This is a genomic window from Actinoplanes sp. NPDC051346, assembly GCF_040682215.1.
In the GTDB taxonomy this organism is placed as follows: Bacteria; Actinomycetota; Actinomycetes; order Mycobacteriales; family Micromonosporaceae; genus Actinoplanes.
In genome coordinates this window covers 438,008-457,207 of sequence record NZ_JBFBAJ010000002.1, presented here as the reverse complement: position 1 = coordinate 457,207, position 19,200 = coordinate 438,008, and the positions used below count along the sequence as shown (strand labels likewise).

Sequence of the window (19,200 nt, the reverse complement as noted above, 5' to 3'; positions counted from 1 at the left end):
GAACACAGCGCCAGCCTAGGTGGCTGGGTTCAGCCTTCCACCAGGAGAATCGCTGTCGAGGGGCACATGGACGCCGCCTCGTGGACAGCGTCATGGTGTTGCTGGTCCGGCTCGGCGTGGAGCACGACCGCGACACCGTCGTCGTCGCGCTGGTCGAACACGTCGGGGGCGACCATCACGCACTGGCCCGCGGCGACGCACCGTTGCTCCTGGATCTCCACTCGCAGCGACATCGGATTCCTCCGTGAACGGACGATAATTGGGATTGGCCTCTCGCGAGACGGCGGGTCGGGCGGAAACACCGGCCCGGTCAGACCTCGGGACATACCCGCGGCACGCCGATCGAATCCGATTCTACGCGCCGATGCACCAACGTGGACTCTGTAGCCGGATCGCGTTGCGCTGTGCTATATCCATTGAGGTGCGACACTTTCGTATTGGTCGCGCTTCTGCGGGGTAACCGCACAAAGCGGGGATCGACGGGGCAGAAGCATTCGCTCCCCCATTCGTCCGTTCTGTGGGATGGGTTCCGCCACCATTTCGGCCGGTCGGGCCGTCTGTCGACCCATCCTCTTTTACCGACAGGAGCATCGATGGCAACCAACACGGCATTCGATCCGCTCCCCCATCTGCTGTTGGCCGTACCGTTGGTGATTCTCACCTGCAAGGTCGGGGCGCAGCTCATGCGCCGGCTGGGCCAGCCTCCCGTGGTGGGTGAGATCGCGGCCGGCATCCTTCTCGGCCCCTCCCTGCTGGGCTGGCTGTGGCCTCAGGGCCAGGACTGGCTGCTGCCCGACGCGGTGCTGCCCTACCTCACGGCCCTGGGCAATCTGGGCCTGCTGGCCTTCATGTTCTTCGTCGGGCTCGAGCTCGATCTGGGCGTGGTACGCCGCCACGGCAGGACGGCAGTGGCGCTGAGCCTGTCCAGCATCGCCTTGGCGCTGCTGATGGGCTCGCTGCTCGGGGTCGGCATGTACGGGTTCTTCGCGCCCGAGAACGTGGACGTCCTCCCCTTCGTTCTTTTCATAGCGGTGTCGATGAGCATCACCGCGTTTCCGGTGCTGGCCCGGATCCTCACCGATCGAGGCATGTACAAAACGCCGGTGGGGGCCCTGGCGATGACCTGCGCCGCCGTCGACGACGTCATGGCGTGGTGCCTGTTGGTCGTGGTGGTGGCGGTCGCCAGCAGCGGATCGCCGGTCGAGGCGGTGGCCACCGCCGTGCTCACGATCGGCTTCGCTCTGCTCATGCGCTATGCGACGCGGCCGCTGTTCGCCCGTTGGGCCGCCCGCGCCGAACGCCGGCACACCGACAGCGTGGTGCTCGTCGTGCTGTTCAGCGGGCTGTGCCTGTCCGCGCTGGCCACCGAGCAGATCGGCGTGCATGCCCTGTTCGGGGCGTTCCTGTTCGGCACCGTGACCCCGCGCGGCACGCCGGCGATCGATCGTCAGGCGGCCCGGCTGAGGGCGGTGACGGTTCCGCTGCTGTTGCCGCTGTTCTTTGTGACGACGGGCCTCAAGACCGACATCTTTCTGCTGGTGGCCGATCCCCTGCAGTGGCTGTGGCTCGCCGCGGTGCTCGCGGTGGCGGTGCTGTCCAAGTGGGGTGGGGGCGCTGCCGCGGCTCGGCTCGCCGGGGAAACCTGGCGTGACGCGTTGTCGCTCGGCGCGTTGATGAACTGCCGCGGGTTGACCGAGCTGGTGGTACTGAACATCGGCCTAGGCCTGGGCGTGATCGGCGACGATCTGTTCACCATCCTGGTGCTGATGGCGTTGCTGACGACGGCCGCGACCTCGCCCCTGCTCGATCTGCTTCGTCGCGAGCGGCCCGCGCGAGTGCGGCCCGCGCGAGTGCGGGCCGCGCGAGTGCGGGCCGCGCACGAGCAGCCCGCGCACGAGCGGTCCATGGACGACCAGTTCGCCGACCGGCCGGCTCGCGCGCGATGACCGGCGCTACCGGGCGGGGTAGTCGGCGCCTGATTCCGAGAGCGCCTGGGCGGCCGCGTCGTTGAGGGTCGAGATGAGCCAGTCCTCCAGCGGAACGCTCTCCCGCTCCGCGGCTTCCCGCCAGCGCCGCACGTATTCCTCGGCGACTCCCAGGCGGGAGACGAGGGCGCCTTTGCTGGACTTGCGTTTTCCGCCGCCGATTCCCTTGAGCCTGCGGCGGAGTTCGTTCCTGGACCACTTCTCTTGCGCCGCGAGTCGGAGCCACTTGCCCTGCTCCTCGGGATCCAGGGACGCGACGTCGGCGTGGTGCTGGAAGCTCAGTTCCTCATGCCGGCGCGAAATGTGGAATTTGCGGGCGACCCACGCGTAGTTGCGAAGTGTCTGATAGTCGAGGCCGGCGGTCTCGATGGCGTGCTGATAACGGTCCCGGTAATGGTCTTGACCGTGCACCAGCCAGTCACCGAGGCACCACGCGGAGGTGTCGGCGATGCGGATCAGCTTCGGGCCGGCCCGCTCCCACAACTCGAAGGGCAGGTTCTCCGGGATCTCGAGCCCTACCCGGGTGGTGAGGATCTGGCTGAGCTGCCGGGACCCTCGATGATCGACTGCGGCGACCCGCCGTCCGAGCTGGGACGCCGTCGAGCCAGTGTCGTCTGTGGATATGGCTTGCGAACTCGCTGATACGCGGCGCAAAGTTCAGCCTCCCCCGTAGTAACTGAGATCTGTGCTGCGGCGCAATAGTTCTTGTTGACCTTAACACCCATGAAGGCTACACACATCTATGCGTCGTGCAATTTGATCTTTACAAGGAACGTCGGCGTCGCCCACTCTGAGGACCGTTTACGATTCCATTCCCGCGCAATGACCGGGCGCTTCCGGCATTGATGATCATGAACTGGTCATGGCCGAGTGGCCAACCATCCACAGTAGATCGACGGGCCGCGCTCCCGCCAGTCGCTCTGGGTAACGAATTGTGGCCTGTCCCGCCAGCGGGACAGGCCACACTTGTCACACCGGCGTATCAATCCGCGGTCGACGCGGCGGTACTCGGGACCGCCGCCTCCGCGGGACGCGGCTCGGTTCCGCGGACCAGCAACGACGCCGCGACCGCGGTCAGGATCATGAACGCGGTGATGAGCAGGGCGGGACCGGCCGCGGCCACCAGGCTGTCCACCGACACCTGCGAGAGAACACTGTCTGCGGCCGGGGATCCGGTGTCCACGACCGCCGCCGATCCGGCGTTGAGGCCCTGGTCAGCCAGCCGCTCCACGCCTTCGGATACGGCGGCCGCGCCCGCCGGGCTCAGGTCCTGGCTGGCGGACGCGGCCCCGTCGCGCAGCGAGGCGAGCCAGACCGCCTGCATCACGGCGCCGACCACGGCGATGCACACCGCCGCTCCTACCTGGCGCACCACCTCGATCAGTCCGGACGCACGGCCGAAGGCGTCGGGGGTGATCTCCTGCATGGCCACCATGCTGACCGGGGCGAAGGTGAGTCCGGCACCGGCGCCGGCGACGATCAGCGGCAGCATGAAGCTCCACCACGGAGTCTCGAGCCAGGCCAGCAGCCCGGTCAGCGCGGCGCCGAACGCGAAGACCGTGAAACCGGTGGCCAGCAGGGACCGTCCGGAGAGCCGGCCGGCGAGCCGGCCCGCCACGGGTGCGACCAGGGAGGCAGCCACCCACATCGGACACAGGACGAGACCGGCCTGCAGCGGTCCGACGCCCAGCGCGGCCTGCAGGTAGATCGTCATGACGAGCTGTGTGCCGAAGATGCCGAAGTAGGTGGCGATGGAGGCCCACAGCATCAGCGCGTAGTTGCGGCTGGTGAAGGTCGCCCGGGGTAGCAGGCCGCCCTGCCTGGAGCGCTCCACGAAGAAGAAGACGCCGAGCAGCACGACGCCGAGCACGAGCAGCTGCGGGATGCCGATCGGCCCCCAGACGGCGCCCCAGTCGTAACGCTGGCCCTCGATGAGGGCGTAGAGCGCCGCGAACAGGCCCGCCGACACCAGCAGGGTGGCGCCCAGGGAGACCCCTCGGGCCTGACGATCCCGGGTGGCGGGCAGCACGGCGAAGGTGGCCAGCAGGCCGAGGACGCCGATGGGCAGGTTGAGGTAGAAGATCGACCGCCAGCCGAAGAGGTCGATCAGCACGCCACCGAGGATGGGAGCGGCCGCGGCGGCGGAACCGATGACCGACGCGAGCACTCCGAACGCCATCGCCCTGCGTTCGGGCGGGAAGACGGCCGCGGTGATCGCCAGTGCCTGCGGTGCGGCGAGGGCCGCGCCGATGCCCTGCAGGACCCGGGCGACGATCAGCGCCTCGGGTGAGTCGGCGAGCGCGCACATCAGCGAGGTCACGGTGAAGACGAGAAGACCCGCGAAGAAGACGTTGCGATGTCCCAGCAGGTCGCCGAGGCGGCCACCCAGCAACAACAGCATTGCGAAGGGAAAGATGTAGCCGTTGAGCACCCATAGGATCTCGCCCGCGGAGGCGTCGAGACTGGCGGCGATATTCGGCACCGCGACATTGACCGCGGTACTATCGAGCACATTCATGAAGTAGCCTAGCGCCACCACGGTGAGTGCTATCCAGGGATTTGCCAGCATCCTGTTCCGAGTCGTGCCTTCCGTCGCCATGCCTTACCCTTCTTGCCACCGGACGAGCATTAATCGGACTGAACAGGGACAACTTACAGCGTCATTAGGAACGCGCTCAAATCGGCGCCATGCCGTTCATCCGTCCGGCGCCATTAAATGATCATGCAGGATGCCGGACCGTCACTGATTGTTAAAGAATCTGACGCGAGATTCCAACCGTTGCATCGAGGGGGAGCGAGATGGACTCCACAATGATCAAAGTCGTCCGTAACCACGAGGATCAGTACTCCATCTGGCCTGGTGACCAGCCGTTGCCCGACGGCTGGGAGGCGACCGGGTTCTCCGGCACGGAACAGGAGTGCCTGGCGCACATCGACGAGGTGTGGACCGACATGCGGCCCCGAAGCCTGCGCCTGGCCATGACCGAGGGGTAACCATCGCGATGTTCCCGGGGTGGCACGCCGAACTGGCCGAGTTCTTCGAGGGCCTGCGACTGCACAACGACAAGACCTGGTTCGAGCGGCACCGGGACATGTTCACCCGGGCGGTCATGGCACCCACCGAGGCGCTCGCGGCCGAGCTGGCTCCCCGCTACGGAGAACCCCACATCTTCCGACTGCGCCGTGACGCCCGCTTCGCGGCGGGGCAGCCGCCGTACCGAACCGCGCTGGGCGTGCAGTTCGACGCGACCGCCGTGCACTACTACCTTTCCGTCAGCGCCACCGAGTTGGTGACCTCGTTCGGGCGTACGCGTCCGGACGACGAGTGGGTGCGGCAGTTCCGCGCGGCGGTCGCCGGCCCGGCCGGGAAGTCGCTTCAGGACGTTCTGGCGGGCCTCGCCGAGGGCGGCTTCGACATCGACGGCTCGAGCCTGAAAACCACGCCACGCGGGTTCACCGCCGACCACCCGCGCGCCGACCTCCTGCGGTACAGGGCCATCACGGCCACCCGCCGATGGCCACCGCGGCACTGGCTCGGCACCCCCGCCGCGCTCGACCTGATCGCGCGGACCTTCGACGAGGCGGCCGGCCTCGCCCGGTGGCTACGTACCCAGATCCGGATCGGAGACCGATGACCGCCAGCAACTCCCTGAAGGAATATCAGAAGGCCGCCTGGTCGGCGGGCGACTACAACGTGGTCGCCGGTTCGACGGTGATCGCCGCCGAGCTGCTGCTCGAAGCGGTCGACGTGCTGCCGGGCGAACGGGTCCTGGACGCGGCGTGCGGCAGCGGCAACGCCACCCTGGCCGCGGTACGCCGCTTCGCCGACGTGGTCGGCCTGGACTTCTCCCCCACGATGCTCGCCGAGGCGCGCCGCAGGCTGGACACCGAGGGCGGCGTGGCCGAACTCGTCGAGGGCGACGTCGAGCGGCTGCCCTTCCCGGACGAGCACTTCGACGTCGTCCTGTCCGCGTTCGGCGCCATGTTCGCGCCGGACCAGCGGCGCACCGCCGCGGAGCTGCTGCGGGTCTGCAAACCGGGCGGACGGATCGGCCTGGCGTGCTGGAGCCCGCGAGGAGCGCTGGGACGGCTGTTCGACATCGCCGCCCGCTACCTTCCGCCCACGCCCGGCGTGCCGACGCCGACCGCCTGGGGCGATGTCGAGCAGCTACGGTCGCTGTTCGGCGAAGGTGTCGAGCACATCCGGTGGAGTGACCGGGACTTCATCTTCCGGTATCACTCGCCGGAGCACTGGATGACGCATTTCCGGGAGCACTTCGGACCGACCCGGATGACCCTGTCGGCCCTTCCGCAACGGCTCGCCGTCCGGTTGGAGCGGGACCTGGTCGCGATGTGGGACGAATACAACCGGGCGACGGACGGCCGGCTGGTCGCGCCGGTGCGGTACCTCGAGGCGGTGCTCACCAAGAGCCGCTGACGGGTACGACGAGAGCCGTTGATCCGCGCTGGCCGGATCAACGGCTCTCGTCGTGCGCTTGCCTCAGGGACGCGTCATGCTTCGTCGGCGCAGTCGAGCACCACCTTGCCCACCCGGTCGGAGCCTTCCAGATGGGCCAACGCGAGCGGCGCCTCCGAAAGGGGGAACTCCTTGTCCACCCGCGGCCGCAGGCCGTTGCCGGCCGCCTTGATGAGGTCGGCGAACTCCGCGCTGTGACCGGTGGTCGACCCGAGAATGGTCAGGTGGCGGACGAACACCCGGGGCAGGTTCAACTGGGCGGCGGCTCCGGCGGTCGCCCCGCAGGTGACGATGCGGCCACCGATCGCGGCCGCCCGCAACGCCTCGTCGAAGGTGGCGCCGCCGACGTGATCGAGAACCACATCGGCGGCGGCACCGTCGGTGACGTCGAGGACCGACCGGGCGAAGCCGCTCGCCGAGGAGAAGACGTGCTCGGCGCCCAGCGCGCGCAGCTGTTCCGCCTTCGCGTCCGAGCGGCTGGTGGTCAGCACCCGGGCCCCGAGATAACGGCCGATCAGGATCGCCGCCGTGCCCACCGCGCCGCTGCCGCCGATCACCAGCAGCGTCTCCCCCGCGCTGAGCCGCGCCCGGGTCACCAGCATCCGCCACGCGGTCAGGTACGCCAGCGGCAGCGCCGCCGTCTCCGCCCAGCTCAGGCCGGCCGGCCGGCGGTGCAGGCTGTGCGCCTGCACCTGGATGCGTTCACAGGCGGTGCCGTCAGCGTGCTCGCCCAGGACGGCGAACTCGGTGCAGTGCGCCTGCTCGCCGCGCCGGCACGGGGCGCACCGCCAGCACGCGGCGACCGGATAGACCACCACCTGGTCACCGGGAGCCCATTCCGGCGAGCCGCTCGCCTCGACGACTCCCGCCCCGTCGGCCGCGATGACCCGCGGCGGGGTGACCCGTTGGGTGCCGCTGGCCACCCACAGGTCGAGATGGTTCAGCGCGGCGGCCTGGAGCCGGACCCGGACGTGCCCGGCAGGAGGGTCGACGACCGGGCGGCGGCGCATCCGTACGCCCGACGGGCCCAGAGGCTCCTCCCACACCGCGCACCGTCCCTGGCTGAGAGTCAAAGGCACTGCCATCTGGCTTCCCTTTCTCGTCATGGCGAGCCGACGGCGGAGGGCCGGCTGCCGAGGATGAACTCGCCGACCGACGCCTCGCGCAGCGCGTCGAGGCCGGTGGCGGCGCTGAACGCCGCGGAGTCGCCGGTGCCCAGAGCGCAGGGCGCCAGGCCCAGCTCCGTCGCCACGAGGTACATGACCTGCTGCACGACACCGACGTGCTTGGCGATCAGCGCGTACGAGATCGCGTCGTAATTTCTCATCAGCCGAGCGAACCGGGCCGTCATGACCAGCAGCACCTGCGGCTGGCGCGGCATGCCGGCCATCGTGGCGGCCAACCGCAGCAGCCGGCGGGTCGGCGCGTCGATACCGGCGACGCCGCGGCGCAGCTGATGCTCCTGGGCGTCGTAGTGGTAGAGCCCCGGTTCCAGGCCGCCCACCAGCCGCACCACCGGATAGATCTCCAGCTCGTATCCGGATGACGCGGACGGGTAGGGCCGGCTGATGTGCTCGACCCCGTCCTTCTCCACCAGCCAGCGGTTGCGGGCGCAGCGGAAGAGGAACTCGCCGAGCTGCTCGGTGGTGACGGGCGTGTCGTCGTCGTGGCGGCGCAGCGATCGGCGCCGCTCCAGCACCGTGCCGAGCGGACTCGCCGACGGCCGGTGCAGTGGCTCGGCCGGCCCGGCGAAGGGAACATGCCGGGCCGGCAACGGCTCCGAGAGCGCCTGAGCCGGGCCGAACGGCTCGCAACGCATGGGGTTGCTCCGAGTCCGGGCGTGGAACCACAGCTCGTGCGGTGCCCACCGGTCGGCGGGCTCTTGCGCCGCCCGTTGCACGACGAGGCCCGCCGCCGCGAGATCACTCAGCAGCCGATGCGCCACCTCGTCGCCGGGTGGTGCGCCGGCACCGGAGACGACCGACAACAGGGCCGGGTCCGACAGGTGGATCTCGCACCAGGCCAGCGGCGACTCCACGACCAGCGCCTGGCCGCACCGGCGGACCACGGCGAAACGGGAGAGCACCGGATCCTCGGGCACCGGGGCCGGACGCGCCGGCGGCGGGGCCACGGGACGCATCAGGTACGCCGGCCGCGCGTCGGCGACCCGGGTCTCCAGCCAGCCGCCCGCGAGCAGGTCGGCCACGAGCGCGTCGGCTCCTTCGCCGTCGTCGACCGCCAGCCCCGGCTTCTCGCAGAGCGCGAGAAGGGCGCGCCGGTTCTCCGGTGTCAGCTCGCCGAGTTGATGCGCCACCGGCGGCCCCAACCGGTCGCCGTCGGCGGTCCCGAGCACGAGATCGTCGTCGGCTTCGCCTCGGGCGTACGCGTCCCGCCGTTGGGTCACGGAGTCCTGGCCCGCGGTCAGCCGGCCGGCCACGGTCGGCGTCAGCTCGTCGCGTGCGGACATCGCCACCAACCAGGTCGCGCCGTCGGCCGTCCGCACCGGGAAACAGTCAGGCCGTAGCCGCAGCCGTACCCGCACGATGTTCTCCCTCCTCAGGTCAGGCCGCCGCGGTGACTTCGAGTTCGACCATCAGCTCCGGGAAGGCCAGTGCGGCCACACCCAGCAGCGAGCCCGGGGGTGCGACGTTCGCGGCCGCGAGCCGCTCACCCATGGCGCCGAAGTTCTCCAGGAACAGCGGCACGTCGACGGTGTACATGTTGAGCCGCACGACGTTCTCCCACGTCATGTCCGCGTCACGCAGCAGGGCCTCGACGTTGTCCATGCACACGCCGATCTGGGCGGCCATGTCTCCGGGATGGAGCACCTCCCCCTCGGCGTCCAGTGAGGTCTGGCCGGCGCACATCAGCAGCCGGGTGGGCTCGTCGACCACCTCGGCCGAGTTGAACCCGAACTTCTGCGTCCACGGCCAGGGGTTGATAGCGGTGCGTCGCACGTCTCTCTCCTTCAGCGATTCGGCGATGACTGGCTCACGACGCCGTGCAGGAAGGTGCGCACGACGTCGGCGAACAGTTGTGGCGCGGTGTCCATGCCCAGGTGCGCCTGGCCGGGCAGCGACCGCAGGTGGGCGCCGGGCACGGCGGAGGCCACCCGCTGGGCGGCCCGCCGCAGGTCCTCGGGGCTGCACTCCCCCGAGATCACCAGCGTGGGGGCCTGGATAGCGGCGAGGTGCCCGGCGTCCAGCACGTAGTTCGCGGTCTGTTCGATCTCGCGCGGGATGGTGCGCGCGACCTCGGCCCGTTCCCGAAAGCCCGGCACCCGGCGTAGCAGGTTGACCTGGGCCGGCGGAAGCCCGATGACGTCGGTGAGGAACAGGCAGAGGCCCTCTTCCGGGTCTCCGGCGGCGACCGCGGCACCGATCCGGGCCGCCACCTCGCTGGCGGCAGGCGCGGTTGTCACCGGGATCGGCGGCTCGTACAGCACCAGTCCACCCAGCGACGGCAGCTGGGCTGCCGCTTCCAGCGCGCAGATGGCGCCGTACGAGTGAGCGATCAGGACGGTCCGGTCGCCGAGGTGCCGCATCACCGCGACGAGGTCGGCGGCTTCCGCCCGCCATCCGTACGCCGGCGCGTCGCCGCTCGCGCCGCGCCCGCGACGGTCGAGCGCGTGAACGGTGAACTCGTCGGCCAGGGCGGTCGTCGTCACCCGCCACCGCTGGTGGTCCTCGCCGGTGCCGTGCACGAGCAGCACTGACGGGCCACTGCCCCCGGAGAACAGCGCGAGCGGTACGCCGTCGGGCGACTCCACGACCGTACGCGGCGTCATGACGACACCGCCGTCAGCATCGGGTCGAGCGTCCGCCGTACCCGATCGAGCAGTGCGTCGCGGGCCGTCCGTACGAAGAAGTGGCCACCGGGCAGGACGTGACGGTCGAAGGGCCCGACCGTCTGCTCCGCCCACCGGTCCACGTCCGCCACGGGCGCCTCGGCGTCCTGCTCGCCGGCCAGAGCGGTGATGGGGCATTCCAGCGGCGAGTCGTCGCGATACCGGTAGGTCTCGTGCGCGGCGAAGTCGGCGCGCAACGTCGGACCGAGCACCGCCCGCAGCTGGGGATCGGCGGACAACTGCGCCGGCGTGCCGCCGAGGGCCTCGACGTGCGCCCACATCTCGTCCTCGGCGAGGCGGTGGACCCTGGCGGTGACGGGAACCTGCGGTGCGCTGGCGCCGGAGACGATCAGCCGCGCCACCGGTGGATGGCCGGTGCGTTGCAACCAGCGGGCCACCTCGAAGGCGACGGTCGCGCCGAGGCTGTGCCCGAAGAACACGGTCGGCACCTCGGTCAGCTCGTCGGAGATGACGGCGTGCCCGACCGCCAGCACCAGCGCGTCGAGGTCACGCAGCGCCGGCTCGGACAGTCGTTCCGCCCGGCCCGGCGGCTGGACGGCGAGCACGTCGACGCCGTCGGGCAGCAGGTCGCGCCAGCCCGCGTAGGTGGCGGCGGTGCCGCCGGCGTACGGGAAGCACAGCAGCCGGACGGACGGGGCCGCCGGCGCCGGTTCGTCCGCCGGCCGCACCAGCCAGCCCACGGTCGAGCGGGCGACGCGGATGGCCGCCGCGACCTCGGTGATCGTCGGACCACGGTAGAACGTGGGCAGATCGAGCTGCACGCCCCAGCGTTCCTCGATGTGGGTGACGGCATGGACGGCGATCATGCTGTGCCCGCCCAGCTCGAAGAAGTTGTCGTCGGGGCCCGGCCGGGGTTGCTCGAGCAGGCGCTGCCACAGCGCCGTCAGATCCGCCTCGACGTCGTCGGACGTGCGCGCCGCCGTACCCGGGGAATCGCGGTCCGGGGTGGGCGCGGGCAGCGCAAGCCGGTCCACCTTGCCGGTGGCCCCGCGCGGCAGCCCGTCGAGCAGCACGAACTTTCCTGGCACGGCCGCCGCGGGCAGCCGTTGCGTCAGCGCCGCCCGGACCGGCGCGACCTGAGCGGGTTCGACACCGACGAGGTAGGCGACGAGGCTCGGTGAGGCGGCGTCCCCCCGGGCGACGACCGCCGTTTCCCGGATGTCGGGCAACGCCCGCACCGCCGCCTCGACCTCGTCGAGATTGACGCGCTGCCCGCGCACCTTGACCTGCCGGTCGGCGCGCCCGGCCAGTTCCAGGTCGCCGTCCGGACTCAGCCGCCCGAGGTCCCCGGTGCGGTACATGCGGGCGCCGGGAAGCCCGGAATAGGGGTCCGGCCGCCAGCGGGCAGCGGTGAGGGCGGGCGCGTCGAGATAGCCGCGGGCGACTCCAGGGCCGGCGACGTGCACCTCCCCCACCTCACCGGCCGGCACCGGCAGGCCCCGCGGATCGAGCAGACGCACCACGGTGTCGCGCACCGGGCGCCCGACGTGCGGAACCCCCGGCCGCCGGTCGAGTGGCTGCCCGACGGCCTCGTCGACCCAGGAGGTGATGTGTGTCGTCTCGGTCGATCCGTAGGTGCACGCCACCTGGAACGGCAGGTCGTCCGGCGGCCAGTCGTCAAGCCGCTCTCCGGTCACCATGAGCAACCGCAGGTCCGTCTCGGTGGGCCATGGCGCGCGCCAGAGAGGCTCCGCGAGCGTACGGGTCAACTGCAGCACCGTGATCCGGTTGGCGATCACCCAGTCCCGCAGCCGGTCGGCGAACAGCAGGGTCTCGTCGCTGGGCAGGTGAACGGTGGCACCGACCGACAGCGCCGGCCACAGCTCGTTCACCAGCGACACCCCGTAGCCGGGGCCGGACATCCAGGTGGTGCGGTCCCGCTCGGACAGGCTCAAAGCCTCCCGCGCCCAGGCGACGCACTGCAGCACCGACACGTGCCGGGCGACGACGCCCTTCGGCCCGTCGCTGGAGCCGGAGGTCTGCACGACGTGCGCGGTCGCCTCCAGCGCGGCACGGGGAAACGGCTGGGCCGCGTCGCCGGACCACTCCTGGTCGACCTCGACGACCGACACGCCGAGCGCCTCCAGCGCGGCGCGCTGGTCGGCCGGCGCGCCACGCTGACCGGAGGCGGTGACCACCGCGACGACCCCGGACTGTCGCAGCAGGCCGGTGATCCGGTCCACCGGCGACGCGGGGTCGGTGAGCACCGGGGCGGCGCCCGACTTGAGGATTCCCAGCAGCGCGACCACCGCGTGGGGCCCGCGCCGCAGGCAGGTGCCGATCAGCCTCTCCGGCCCCGCGTCCACCCGCGCCCGCAGGTCGGCGGCGAGGAGCGTGGCACGTCGGTCCAGTTCGCCGTAGGTCAGTGTGCCCTCCGGCGACACCACCGCCGGCCGCTGCGGGTGACGGGCCGCCCGCGCCGCGATCAGTTCGTGCACGAGTTCCTCGCCCGGTCCGCCGCCGGGGCGCCCGGCGGCGGACGAAGCGTCGATCGGGCCGGTCACGATGATGCACCTCTCAGGTCGACAACGTCAGGGTCGGTATCGGTGGCGGACTCGGCCAGGTGGCCGGCCAGCGCCCGCATCCGCGGGTGTTGGAAGAACAGCTCGACCGGCACGTCCACCCCGGCCTCGGCCGCGGCGTTGATCAGGACGATCGCCCGCAGCGAATCGCCGCCGAGGCTGAAGAAGTTGTCGTCGGGGCCGACCGGCACCCCGCCGAGGACGTCCGCGGCCAGCCCGCGCAGCAGCGCCTCGGTCTCGGTCCGTGGTTCCTGCTGCCCCGCGCCGGGGTCGTCGACCGCGGCCGGACCGTCCCCGAGGGCGGTGAGCGCCGCCCGGTCCACCTTGCCGTTCGAGGTCAGCGGCAGCGCGGACAGCGACTGGTAGCGGGCCGGGATGATGTTGGCGTGCAGCTTGCCGGCGAGGTATTCGCGCAGTTCGGCGGCGGTCGGCGACGGATCCGTGGCCGGGACGACATGAGCCACGAGCCGCAGCGAGGACCGTTTCTCACCGACCGCGACGACGCAGGCCGCCGCGACGCCGGGATGGCTCTCCAGCGCCGTGTCGATCTCACCCAGTTCGACGCGTTGCCCGAGGATCTTCACCTGGAAGTCCTCGCGGCCGAGGATCTCCAGCACCGCTCCCGGGCGGTAGCGGCCGAGGTCGCCGGTGCGGTACAGGCGCTCACCGGTGCGCGGATGCACGATGAATCGCTCACCGGTCTTGCGAGGGTCTCGCCAGTAGCCGCGGGCCAGTCCGGTGCCGGCGATGAACAGCGCACCGGTGACCCAGTCGGGCCGCGGCTCCAGGTCGTCGTCGAGGACGTGCCAGCGCTGGTTGGTGAGCGGGCGGCCGTACGGAACGCTCACCCAGTCGGGTGTGGCGGGGCCGACGTCGTGCCAGATCGACCAGATGGACGCCTCGGTGGCGCCGCCCAGGCTCACCGGCTTCGCCCCGGGGGCGAGCTCGCCCAGCTGATCGTGCATGCTCAGCGGGATCCAGTCGCCGCTGAGCAGCACCCACCGCAAGCTGTCCGGCAGTCGCTCGCCGCGGCCTCGCGCGTACTCGACGAGGATCTGCAGCAGGGCCGGTGCCGAGTTCCACACGCTGACCCGGTGCGCGGCGAGCAGCCGTAGCCACTGCCCCGGCTCGGGATTGTCCGCCGCGGGCGGCATCACGAGGGCGGCACCGGCGCCGAGCGCGCCGAAGATGTCCCACACGGACAGGTCGAAGCCGAGCGCGCTGACCGCCAGGACCCGGTCGGAGGGTTGGACGGCGAGCCGCTCGTTGATGTCCACCACCGTGTTGAGGGCGGCGCGATGCTCGATCATGACGCCCTTGGGCTCCCCGGTCGACCCGGAGGTGTAGATGACGTAGGCGAGGTCGTCGGGCTTCGCCGGGCACGGCGGCAGGGGGCTCGCCGGCGCGGGCAGGTCCTCGTGGACGGCGATGACCCGTACATCGTCCGGGAGTGCCGAGGTGTCGGCGCCCGGCTGCACCAGCACGGCTCGCACCTGCGCGTTGGCGGTCAGGTACCGGATCCGCTCGGCCGGCAGGTCCGGGTCGATCGGCAGATAGGCGCCGCCGGCACGCATCACCGCGAGCACCGCGGCCACCTGCTCCCAGCCTTTGCGCATGAGCACGGCGGTGAGCCGGTTCGACTCGGCCAGGCCTTCGTCGGCCAGCAGCCGCGCCACCGCGGCGGAGGTGCGGTCGAGCACTCCCCGAGTGACGACCACCGCGTCGGCGCCCTCACCCGTGATCACCGCGGCGGCGTCCGGGTCCGCGGCGAACTGGTGCAGAACCGGCTCGTGCAGCAGCCCGGCCGGCTCGGGAGCGCTGACGCTGTTCGCCCGCCGTCGTGCCTCCTCCTGGGCCCGCGGCAGGGCGACCGGCCGCCGCTGCTGCCAGGCGCCGTCGTCGGTGGCGAGCCGGTGCAGCAGCCGACCGCCGGCGTCGGCCATCTCGCCGACCAGGTTCTCCGGGAACAACTCGGTGACCGCGTCCCAGGCGTAGTCGAGTCGTCCGTCGACCTCCATCACCTGGTGGTCGAGGGCGACCTGGGGCGTCTGGGTGACGCCGTACTCGTACTCGCCGAGGTTGCCCCACTCCATCCGTGGCACGCCGACCAGGCTGGAGAAGACGACAGGCATGGCCGCCCGCGGCGCCTCGGCACCGTGGCGCCGGTTCAGCTCACGCATCACCTGCACGCTGCTGACCGAGCGGTGCTCCAGGTCCCGCCACAGCTGCTCCTGCACCGCGCGGGCCCGGTCGGCGAACGTGTCGCTCGCACCGTCGACGGCAAGCAGCAGACCCGAGGTGAAGTCACCGAGGATGTCGTTGAGCTGGGCGTGCAGCGGAGGCCGGTTGAACAGCGTCAGGTTGATGGTGAAGCGCCGCCCGGTCGACCAGGTGGCCAGCACCTCGGCGTAGACCGCCAGCAGCAGCGCGGACGGGGTGATCCCGTAGCGGGCGGCCGTCTGGCGCAGCCGCCGCCACTTGTCCGGCTCCAGCGAGCCGGCGTGCCGGACGAACCGGGGATCGGCGACCGTGGTGAGGCCCCGCAGATAGGGCAGCTCCGGGGCGGGAGGCAGCTCGTCGATCCGGTCGTGCCAATAGTCGACGGCGGCGGCGTGGGCGGGCGAGGCCTGCTGCTCGGCGCGTTCCGCCAGAACATAGTCGCGGAAGGACAACTCCAGCGGCGGCAGGCGCAGGTCCGGGTCGCGGTAGAAGCCGGCGAGTTCCTGAGTGAAGACGCGGGCGCTGCGGGCATCGAAGATCAGCAGGTCGAAGCTGACATGCACCCGGCTGACCGCGTCGCTGATCCGGGTGACGCGCACCTGGAACAACGGCCAGACGTCGGGTTGCATGACCTCGTGGGACAGCTGTTCGCGCTGCTCCGCCAGCCGAAGCCGCCGCTGCTCGGGCTCGGCGCGCCGAAGGTCGACGACCGGGACCTCGTACGGCCGCACCTCCGGCAGCACGCGCTGACGGCCGTCGCGGCCGATGACGGCGCGCAGCATGTCGTGTCGGCGCACCAGCCGGTCGATCGCGGTGGTCAGCCGGGCGACGTCCAGCCCTTCCACATCCCATTCCTGGTATCCGTGGCAGCCGACGTCGCCGAGTTCGAGGCCGCCGATCCGGCCGACCCAGTAGGCGTGCTGGATGTCGGTGAGCGGGAACGGCTCGTACCTGTTCTCCTCGTCCACCGTGATGGTCGTGAGCGCGCGGTCGTCCTCGCCGCCGCGCGGGTCGTCGACCGCCCTCGCGACCAGGACGGCCATCTGCTCCACCGTGGAGGTCTCGAACAGGCTCCGCAGCGGCAGGGTGACGCCGAAGGCGGACGAGACGGCCGCCATGAGCTCCATGCCGGTCAACGAGTCGCCGCCGAGCTCGAAGTAGTCGTCACGCACGCCGACCCGCTCGTGGCGCAGGACGTCCGACCACAACCGGACCAGCTGTTCCTCGATGTCATCGCGCGGAGCGAGGTAGCGGGCCTCCACCTCCCGGCCGGCGCCGGGCACCGGCAGCGCGCGCCGGTTCACCTTGCCATTGGGCAGCATCGGCAGCGCCTCGAGCGACATGACGACGCTGGGCACCATGTACGCGGGCAGTTCCTCGCGCAGCGTCTCGCGCAGGTCGGCCGAGGTCGGCCGGCGGTTGGGCTCCGGCACGACGTACGCGACCAGCTGTTTCTTGCCGGGCTCGGGCTCGATGACCTGCACCGTCGCCTGCTTGACCGCCGGGTGGGCGGACAGCCGGGAGGTGATCTCGCCGAGCTCGATCCGGTAGCCGTTGAGGCTGATCTGTTCGTCGGTGCGTCCGAGGATCTCGATGGTGCCGTCGGGCCGTCGCCGCGCCTGGTCGCCGGTGGCCACCATCCGGGCGCCGGGGCGGCCGGCGTGCGGGTCGGGCAGCCACTTCGTGGCCGTGTTGCCGGGGCGGTGCAGGTAACTGTCCTGCACGAGGTCGCCGCCGACGTGCAGCTGGCCGATCACGTTGTCCGGAACGATCTGCAGGCGCTCGTCGAGGATGTAGACACGGGCGTGCGGAACCGGACGCCCGACCGGGGCGGTGGAGCCGCGTCGCTGGCGTGGTGGCACGCTGCGCGGCGTGACCCGCCAGCCGGACGACTCGTCGAGGCACGTCGTGGCGTTGGTGGTCTCCGTCGAGCCGTAGATGACGACCACCTCGAACGGCACGGTGGACGGCAGCCAGCCGGACCGTTCCCCGGAGACCATGAGCACGCGCAGGGCTGTCTCGTCCGGCCAGTCGGTGGCGCAGACCCGCTCAGCGAGCGCCTTGGCCAGCACGGTGACGGTCACGCCGCTGTCGACGAGCCAGTCCCGCAGCCGAAACGGGGAGTCCACGACGTGCTGCTCGGCGATGTGGACGGTGGCGCCGATGGTCAGGAAGGGCCACAGCTCGTTGGCGAAGGAGATGCCGAACCCGGGCGCGGAGATCCAGCTGCCCTGGTCGGCGGCGGTCAGCGAGTACGTGAGCTGGGTGGCGTGCGCGACCCGCCGGATGGCGTCGTGGCGGAACACCACGCCCTTCGGATCACCGCTGGAACCCGAGGTGTAGGCGATCTGGCAGGCGGCGGCCGGATGCGACCATCGCGGCGGCTCGGTGTCGCCGCCGCCGGCGATCAGCTGGCGGTCCCGGTCGACGCAGCGGATGGTGCCGGCGTAGTCGCCGGGCACGTTGGGCAGGATGTCGGCGGCGGTCAGCAGCACCACGGGTTGCGCGTCGTCCAGCATCGCGGCCAGTCGCCGGGTCGGCTGGACGGGGTCCAGCAGAACGGTGGCGCCGCCCGCCTTGAGCACTCCGAGGGCCGCCACGACCATGTCCACCGACCGGTTGAGGCAGACGCCGACCCGGGAGCCCCGGGTGACGCCCAGCTCGCGAAGGTGGTTGGCCAGCTGGTTGGCGCGTCGGACCAGTTCGGCGTAGCTGACCCGCTCGCCGCCGGCGACCAGCGCGGTGGCGTTGGGCCGGCGTGCCGCCTGCCCGGTGACCAGTTCGTGGACAGCGCCGCTCGGAGTGACCGACACCTCGGGTCCGGCGGAGACGGCGAGGACCTGCCGCAGCCGCGCGGCGTCGAGCAGCCGCAGTCCGGCCAGCGCGGCCGACGGGTCGGCGCACGCGTCGGCGAGCAGGACCAGGAAGCTCTCGGCCAGGCCGCGGATCGTCGCCGGGTCGAACAGGTCGGTGTCGTACTCGAAGCACAGGGACGTCTTCTCGGCGCCGGGCTCGACGATGAGGCTGAGGTCGTGCGTGCTGGTGCCGGTGCTGAACGGCACCGCGACGGTCCGGGCGTCCGGCAGGACCAGCTCGGCCGGCGGGCGGGTCTCGAAGGCCACCGGACAGATGGGCCGGCGGCTCTGGTCCCAGGTGGGATCCAGCCGCTCCGCGAGGACACCGAAGGGGACGTCGTCGTGCTCGACGGCGGACCGCCCCCAGTCGCGCAGCTCGCCCAGCAGGTCGCGGAAGCTCAGGTCACCGGAGATGCGCAGGTGCAGCGGGCGCAGGTCGCTGACGGGGCCGACGACGGCGCTCGACTGCCGGCGCGGCAACCCGATCACGACGTCCTCGGTGCCGCAGCAGCGGTACAGCAGCAGCGCCAGGTTGGCGAGCAGGACGTCCTCGAGGGTGAGGTCGGTCCGCTGTGCCAGCTTGGTGGCCTGACGGGCGGTCTGCCTGGGCAGCGTGATCCGAACCTGTTCGCCGGTGAACGTCAACGTCGGCGCCCGAAGCCGGTCGACGGGCAGGTCGAGACCCGCGGGCACGGCGGACAGATCCCGCGCTTGCGCCTCGAGGGCGGCGAGCGTGCCGGGGTCGGCGAGCCGGTCCTGCTCGGCCGTGACCAGACTGCTGTATCCGATGGCGGGCCGCACCTCCTGCGGCATGCCGCTCACCTCGGCCGCGTAGAAGGCGCCGAGTTCGTGCAGCATCAGCCGCAGCGAGGCGCGGTCGGCGACGATCCGGTCGGCGCACAGCAGCAGGGCGTGCTCGACCGGGCCGGACGAGCGGATGAGCAGCCGCCACGGCGGTCCGCTGCGCGGGTCGAACGGCTTGCGGGACTCGTCACGTGCCCAGTCGAGTAGGTCACGGCCGTCGGCGGGCAGGTGGCTGATCGAGGGTTCGACGCGGTCCTGGACCGTCGCGTGAGTCTTGCCGTCGCTGGCGGGAAAGACGGTGCGCAGCGCCTCGTGCCGGGCGGTCAAGGCCGACAGCGCCGCGGTGAGGGCCTCCCGATTCATCGGACCCGCGACTGTCACCAACTCGGAGAGCACGAGGACCGGGTTGCCCGGCTGCGTCTCCCGCAGGACGGCGATACGCCTTTGTTCGGCTGACAGCGTGTACATC

Annotated in this window: 13 protein-coding genes; 4 read left to right on the top strand and 9 right to left on the bottom strand. The window is 71.2% G+C overall.

Annotation, left to right across the window (positions count from 1 at the left end; all coding sequences use genetic code 11):
- Positions 1-29: 29 nt before the first annotated feature.
- Positions 30-233 (bottom strand): ferredoxin, encoded by a 204-nt coding sequence (locus AB0M36_RS06400; RefSeq protein WP_364153312.1) that lies wholly within the window; start codon positions 231-233, stop codon positions 30-32.
- 204 nt (positions 234-437) lie between these two features.
- Here AB0M36_RS06400 and AB0M36_RS06395 point away from each other — a divergent pair, with 204 nt between their 5' ends.
- On the top strand, positions 438-1,946 hold the full coding sequence (locus tag AB0M36_RS06395; protein ID WP_364153310.1) for a cation:proton antiporter: 1,509 nt from the start codon (positions 438-440) through the stop codon (positions 1,944-1,946).
- Between the two features lie 6 nt (positions 1,947-1,952).
- On the opposite strand, the gene AB0M36_RS06390 is transcribed toward AB0M36_RS06395, so the two are convergent.
- A complete protein-coding gene (locus AB0M36_RS06390; protein ID WP_364153308.1) occupies positions 1,953-2,639 on the bottom strand; it encodes an LmbU family transcriptional regulator in 687 nt (228 codons plus the stop codon).
- Positions 2,640-2,967: 328 nt separating this feature from the next.
- Positions 2,968-4,554, bottom strand: a complete 1,587-nt coding sequence (locus AB0M36_RS06385) for a DHA2 family efflux MFS transporter permease subunit (protein WP_364154274.1) — start codon at positions 4,552-4,554, stop codon at positions 2,968-2,970.
- Positions 4,555-4,796: 242 nt separating this feature from the next.
- Between AB0M36_RS06385 and AB0M36_RS06380 the strand changes: the two genes are divergently transcribed.
- From AB0M36_RS06380 to AB0M36_RS06370, 3 genes are read left to right on the top strand one after another with little or no spacing between them, the layout of a single operon-like run.
- Positions 4,797-4,979: an MbtH family NRPS accessory protein gene (locus AB0M36_RS06380; protein WP_364153305.1), complete on the top strand. Its 183-nt coding sequence runs from the start codon at positions 4,797-4,799 to the stop codon at positions 4,977-4,979.
- Between the two features lie 8 nt (positions 4,980-4,987).
- Positions 4,988-5,620: a DUF2461 domain-containing protein gene (locus AB0M36_RS06375; RefSeq protein WP_364153303.1), complete on the top strand. Its 633-nt coding sequence runs from the start codon at positions 4,988-4,990 to the stop codon at positions 5,618-5,620.
- Positions 5,617-6,423: a class I SAM-dependent methyltransferase gene (locus AB0M36_RS06370; RefSeq protein WP_364153301.1), complete on the top strand. Its 807-nt coding sequence runs from the start codon at positions 5,617-5,619 to the stop codon at positions 6,421-6,423. Before AB0M36_RS06375 ends, AB0M36_RS06370 begins: the two co-directional genes overlap by 4 nt.
- A gap of 74 nt (positions 6,424-6,497) precedes the next feature.
- Here AB0M36_RS06370 and AB0M36_RS06365 read toward each other — a convergent pair whose 3' ends face one another.
- The 6 genes from AB0M36_RS06365 to AB0M36_RS06340 are packed head-to-tail and all read right to left on the bottom strand — an operon-like array spanning position 6,498 to position 19,199.
- Positions 6,498-7,547, bottom strand: a complete 1,050-nt coding sequence (locus tag AB0M36_RS06365) for a zinc-binding dehydrogenase (RefSeq protein WP_364153299.1) — start codon at positions 7,545-7,547, stop codon at positions 6,498-6,500.
- Positions 7,548-7,564: 17 nt separating this feature from the next.
- The gene (locus tag AB0M36_RS06360) at positions 7,565-9,004 is read right to left on the bottom strand and encodes a SagB family peptide dehydrogenase (protein ID WP_364153296.1); all 1,440 of its coding nucleotides are present in this window, start codon (positions 9,002-9,004) and stop codon (positions 7,565-7,567) included.
- 19 nt (positions 9,005-9,023) lie between these two features.
- Positions 9,024-9,419, bottom strand: a complete 396-nt coding sequence (locus AB0M36_RS06355; protein ID WP_364153293.1) for a Rid family hydrolase — start codon at positions 9,417-9,419, stop codon at positions 9,024-9,026.
- An 11-nt stretch (positions 9,420-9,430) separates the two neighbouring features.
- On the bottom strand, positions 9,431-10,249 hold the full coding sequence (locus tag AB0M36_RS06350; RefSeq protein WP_364153291.1) for an alpha/beta hydrolase: 819 nt from the start codon (positions 10,247-10,249) through the stop codon (positions 9,431-9,433).
- A complete protein-coding gene (locus tag AB0M36_RS06345) occupies positions 10,246-12,834 on the bottom strand; it encodes an AMP-binding protein (RefSeq protein WP_364153288.1) in 2,589 nt (862 codons plus the stop codon). The genes AB0M36_RS06350 and AB0M36_RS06345 overlap by 4 nt, the downstream gene beginning before the upstream one ends.
- Positions 12,831-19,199: an amino acid adenylation domain-containing protein gene (locus AB0M36_RS06340; protein WP_364153286.1), complete on the bottom strand. Its 6,369-nt coding sequence runs from the start codon at positions 19,197-19,199 to the stop codon at positions 12,831-12,833. Before AB0M36_RS06340 ends, AB0M36_RS06345 begins: the two co-directional genes overlap by 4 nt.
- Position 19,200: the final 1 nt, after the last annotated feature.

What these genes read in the sequence shown, in the direction of transcription:
- AB0M36_RS06340 (WP_364153286.1), bottom strand. Translation starts at nt 19,199, where the DNA reads ATGTACACGCTGTCAGCCGAACAAAGGCGTATCGCCGTCCTGCGGGAG.
- AB0M36_RS06375 (WP_364153303.1), top strand. Translation starts at nt 4,988, where the DNA reads ATGTTCCCGGGGTGGCACGCCGAACTGGCCGAGTTCTTCGAGGGCCTG.
- AB0M36_RS06400 (WP_364153312.1), bottom strand. Translation starts at nt 233, where the DNA reads ATGTCGCTGCGAGTGGAGATCCAGGAGCAACGGTGCGTCGCCGCGGGC.
- AB0M36_RS06385 (WP_364154274.1), bottom strand. Translation starts at nt 4,554, where the DNA reads ATGCTGGCAAATCCCTGGATAGCACTCACCGTGGTGGCGCTAGGCTAC.
- AB0M36_RS06370 (WP_364153301.1), top strand. Translation starts at nt 5,617, where the DNA reads ATGACCGCCAGCAACTCCCTGAAGGAATATCAGAAGGCCGCCTGGTCG.
- AB0M36_RS06380 (WP_364153305.1), top strand. Translation starts at nt 4,797, where the DNA reads ATGATCAAAGTCGTCCGTAACCACGAGGATCAGTACTCCATCTGGCCT.
- AB0M36_RS06365 (WP_364153299.1), bottom strand. Translation starts at nt 7,547, where the DNA reads ATGGCAGTGCCTTTGACTCTCAGCCAGGGACGGTGCGCGGTGTGGGAG.
- AB0M36_RS06350 (WP_364153291.1), bottom strand. Translation starts at nt 10,249, where the DNA reads ATGACGCCGCGTACGGTCGTGGAGTCGCCCGACGGCGTACCGCTCGCG.